Source organism: Halovivax sp. (genome assembly GCA_007119345.1).
Classification (GTDB): domain Archaea; phylum Halobacteriota; class Halobacteria; order Halobacteriales; family Natrialbaceae; genus Halovivax.
In genome coordinates this window covers 1-3,940 of the sequence record SKPV01000276.1, presented here as the reverse complement: position 1 = coordinate 3,940, position 3,940 = coordinate 1, and the positions used below count along the sequence as shown (strand labels likewise).

At 67.8% G+C, this 3,940-nt stretch carries 6 protein-coding genes; all 6 read left to right on the top strand.

Annotated features, from left to right (window positions below):
* Positions 1-647: tRNA pseudouridine(13) synthase TruD (truD, locus tag QZT59_RS18450; protein WP_290819346.1), on the top strand; the 647-nt coding region annotated here is incomplete at its 5' end.
* A gap of 48 nt (positions 648-695) precedes the next feature.
* A complete protein-coding gene (locus tag QZT59_RS18445) occupies positions 696-2,423 on the top strand; it encodes a hypothetical protein (protein WP_290819345.1) in 1,728 nt (575 codons plus the stop codon).
* Positions 2,424-2,473: 50 nt separating this feature from the next.
* On the top strand, positions 2,474-3,193 hold the full coding sequence (locus QZT59_RS18440; protein ID WP_290819344.1) for a DUF2103 domain-containing protein: 720 nt from the start codon (positions 2,474-2,476) through the stop codon (positions 3,191-3,193).
* 83 nt (positions 3,194-3,276) lie between these two features.
* Positions 3,277-3,546: a 50S ribosomal protein L37ae gene (locus tag QZT59_RS18435; protein ID WP_290819343.1), complete on the top strand. Its 270-nt coding sequence runs from the start codon at positions 3,277-3,279 to the stop codon at positions 3,544-3,546.
* Positions 3,543-3,677, top strand: a complete 135-nt coding sequence (locus QZT59_RS18430; protein ID WP_290819342.1) for a DNA-directed RNA polymerase subunit P — start codon at positions 3,543-3,545, stop codon at positions 3,675-3,677. The genes QZT59_RS18435 and QZT59_RS18430 overlap by 4 nt, the downstream gene beginning before the upstream one ends.
* Positions 3,678-3,711: 34 nt before the next feature.
* A partial coding sequence (locus tag QZT59_RS18425; RefSeq protein WP_343195804.1) for a KEOPS complex subunit Pcc1 occupies positions 3,712-3,940 on the top strand: 229 nt, incomplete at its 3' end.

The following is a 3,940-nucleotide window of genomic DNA, read 5'->3' as shown; positions in this document are numbered from 1 at the left end:
AGACCCGCGACTGGGCCGGCGCGCTCGATCGGTTCCCGCACGCACTCGGCTACGAGCGCTCGATGTGCCACCGGCTCGCCGAGGTCGACGATCCCGGCCCGGACGACTTCCGTGAGGCAATCGAGCAGGTGCCGACGAACCTCCAGCGGCTGTTCGTCAACGCCGCGCAGTCGTACGTGTTCAACCGGATCGTGAGCGAGCGTCTCGACCGGGGGCTGCCGTTCGACCGTCCCATCGCGGGGGACGTGGTCTGCTTTGCCGATCGGGATGCTCCGGAGGGGCTACCTCTCCCGGACGCCTCTCGGCTCCAGCAGGTGACCGAGAAGCGCGTCGAGTCCGTCACGCGTCACTGCGAGCGCGGACGGGCGTTCGTCACCGCCCCGCTCGTCGGAACCGACACTGACCTCGGGGCGGGCGAACCGGGTGAGATCGAGCGGGCCGTCCTCGACGACCTCGGGATCGAACCCGCGGCCTTCGATCTCCCCGGACGGTTTCACTCGACGGGAACCCGGCGAGCGATCCTCGTCCGGACCGACCTCGACCTCGAACGCGATCCGCTCACGCTCTCGTTTTCGCTCCCGTCGGGATCGTACGCGACTGTCCTCCTGCGGGAAGTGATGAAGGTCGATCCCGTCGAACTGGGGTAGTCCTCGAAGTGGACAGGGTTAAGTTGAGCGTCCGAGAACCGACGACGAATGTCCTCTCCCCTCCGTCGTTCGTTCGCATGTCTCCGCGCTGCGCCGGTGCTGGTGCTGTTCGGAACGTTCCTTGCGAGTCTGGAACTCGTGATTATCGTCGGTTTCGGAGCAGTCGCGGCGGACGCGGTCGGCTGGCGGCTTGAACCGTACGTCCTGGGGATCGTGACCCCACTCGTCGCCGGATCGCTCTGGTACGTCATCTCCGTGCCCTTGCTGTCGGCGTTGTATCGCCCCGCTCGGCGTGTACTCGTCGACGGGGCGTCGGTGGGTTTCCGTGACTCCTTCGCGGGCGGTCGTGCGAGCGCCGCTGACGCCGTTCGGCTGCTCGTCGCCGTCGTGGTCACCCTCGGTGTCGCGTTCGCGCTCGCGATTCCGGTCTGGTTCGTCCTTGCGACGGCGGGACTGGTCGCCCTCACCGGCGCGAGTGCGCTCGGGGTGCAGGAGGCGGCGAACCCGCAACTCTTCTGGCTCGGACTGGCCGCGACCGGTCTGGTCTCGGTTCACGTCGCCCGCCTGCTGCTCAGGCCGTTCGACGTCCTGGTGCTGTTCGCCGACGAGCGTCCCGCTCGGGCGTGGCTCACGGCCGCGCGCTACGCCCGTTCGAACCCGCGAGTGATCGCCCGGTACGGTCTCGTCGTCGTCGGACTGATCGGGGGCGCGCGACTCGTCGCTCTGCTCGTCTCGTCGGTCTCCGGCGTCGTGGCGGTGGGAACGTACGTCCTTCTCGGAGGGATCGCGTACGCGCTGTTCGCGGCCTACCACGTGGGCGTCTTCGAATCGCGGATCGGCTCGCTCGGCAGTACGGACACCCGCTCGACGCGAACGATCGACGGCTCTCTCCCGCCAGTGATCCGAAATCCGGTCAGGGTCGCGGTGGCGATTCTGCTGGTCACGAGCCTGTTCGCGGGGACGCTGACCGTCCGCGCGGCGGACGCCGGTCCCACGGTCCAGCCCGACGAGCCTGGGGCGGTCGACGGATCGGTCGAGCCAGCGGCGTTGATCGAGGCGAACGAGGCGTACCTCGCTGAGGCGAGCGTGCGGGTCGACAATCGGGTGTACGACCGCGACAACGAGACTGACGAGCGGTATCACGCCGGCGGGGCGATGACGGCGGTCGACCGCGAGAACCGGCAGGTGCGGGTGGCGATCCACGGAACCGACGGTCCGTCCGGGGAGCAGACGGAACTTGGCGGCTACTTCGCTTCCGGGACGATCGCACAGCGCATCGCGGGCGACGGCGTCGGGGCGACGGATCAGCAGGACGAGCAATTCGGACCGTTCCAGCGAACGGCCGGAAGCTGGTACGTGATCGCCGGATCCGGCTACTGGACCGTCGCTGACGACGTACACGACGGCTGGCTGCCGGGGACGGACGCCGACTACGACGTAACCGTCGATGACGACGAGGTGACGTTCACCGCCGACGGCTCGGCGTATCTCGACGCCTCACCGGAGTTCGACTCGCTCGACCACGACCGGATCGAGCCAGGCGACGACGTCCACCAGACGGTGGTCGTCGATCCGGACACGGGCCTGATCACGCGGATGGAGGAGCGACGGAACGTGACGGTCTATCGGAGTGCCGACCGCGAGGAGGTCGAATGGGAGACGGACGTGCTCGTCGAGACGGAGTTCGCTGAGCACGGTACGGCGACCGTAGACCGCCCCGAGGAGATCGGGGATCGGTCGATCGGCGAGTGGCTGTGGGCGATCGCAAACTACTAGCGTCGACCCGAACCACCGCCGTTAAACGCCTCGCTCGGCTACCACCGTGCATGGAGTGTCGGCGGTGTGCGTCGTCGATCGAACGACCGGGCGATTACTGTCTGGTCTGTCGGACGGCGAACGCGGATGCGGTCGTGATCGAGGCCGGCCGCGACCGGGCGACGATCACCGCCATCCACGACGAGGAGGTTCTCGGGGAGACGACCGTGACGACGAGCCCCGAGGAGGGTGAGCGGGAGGTGATCGAACTGCGGAACTTCGCCGGCCGGATCGCCGACGAGGTCAGACGAAAGCGCCCGGAGGAAGTCTACGTCGCGGGTGACCGGGCGGTGATCCGGGCGATCCGCGCCCAACTCCACTACGAGTTTTACCGCGTGGCGGAGGACGATCCCGTCGGGAACGTCCTCGCGAACCGCGGCAGTCGGGCGCTCGCGGTCGTCGAGACGGCACCGTCGGAGAAGATCAGCGGGGCACATTCGACGCTGATCGGTGGGCGAACGGGGATGCGAGCGATCCGGACGATCGCGGCGCATCCGCACGTCAAGAAGGTCATCCCGGGACCGATCGACGCCGGTGGGACGGGCTCACAATCGGGGTTGCGTGCGAAGGCCACCCGACCGGACGGTAACGGCAACGTCCGGTTATTGCTCCGGGACGGTTCCAGCGTCCAGGAGAACCGTGTGGTGACGACCGCCCGCGATCACGAGACGGGCGAGCGGATTCGGGCGGACCTCAACGAGGCGCTGGCGGAGGAGGGGCTTCGAGGGTGATGGTCCGACCGCTTTGCGGGTAAATTGGCTCGCGGAACCGACTCAACACCTTTATGGCTCGCGACCGGGTATGGTCGGCCACTATGGCCGACGACAGAAGACGGCGCACGGGGAGCGCCGGCCGATTCGGTGCCCGCTACGGCCGCGTCGCCCGAAAGCGCGTCGCGGAGATCGAAGACGACATGCGAAACTCGCAGGTCGATGGCGACGACGTCAAGCGGCTCGGAACCGGGATCTGGAAGAACGAGGAGACCGGCGAGATCTTCACCGGCGGGTCGTACCGCCCGGAGACGCCGGCCGGCGCGCAAGTCACCCGGTCGATCCGCGCCGCACTCACGGACGACGACGAATGAGCTACAAGTGCTCGCGCTGTAAGCGGGAGGTCCGCCTCGACGAGTACGGCGGTGTCCGCTGTCCGTACTGCGGCCACCGCGTGCTCCTCAAAGAGCGCGCGGGCGACGTGAAGGAAATCGACGTCCAGTAGCCCCGTGTCGCCAACTCGACACGAAACGATCCTTGTGTTCGAGTATGATGACGACCGCCGAGCGTGGCTGATCGCCACAAGCGTCGGCCAGGAGGTCGGCGAAATCGCGGACGATCGATCGGCGACGACGGTCGACCGTGACGGCCGAACGGTCCGGGTACGGATCGACGCGGCCGACCTCGTGGCGCTTCGTGCGGCCGTGAACACCTGGTGTTCGCTCGTTGAGGTCGCGGAGGCAGGCGTCGAAATCGGCGAGTCGTGGT

Excerpts from the sequence above, each read along its gene's own strand:
- QZT59_RS18445 (WP_290819345.1), top strand. The coding sequence starts at position 696 with ATGTCCTCTCCCCTCCGTCGTTCGTTCGCATGTCTCCGCGCTGCGCCG.
- QZT59_RS18440 (WP_290819344.1), top strand. The coding sequence starts at position 2,474 with ATGGAGTGTCGGCGGTGTGCGTCGTCGATCGAACGACCGGGCGATTAC.
- QZT59_RS18435 (WP_290819343.1), top strand. The coding sequence starts at position 3,277 with ATGGCCGACGACAGAAGACGGCGCACGGGGAGCGCCGGCCGATTCGGT.
- QZT59_RS18430 (WP_290819342.1), top strand. The coding sequence starts at position 3,543 with ATGAGCTACAAGTGCTCGCGCTGTAAGCGGGAGGTCCGCCTCGACGAG.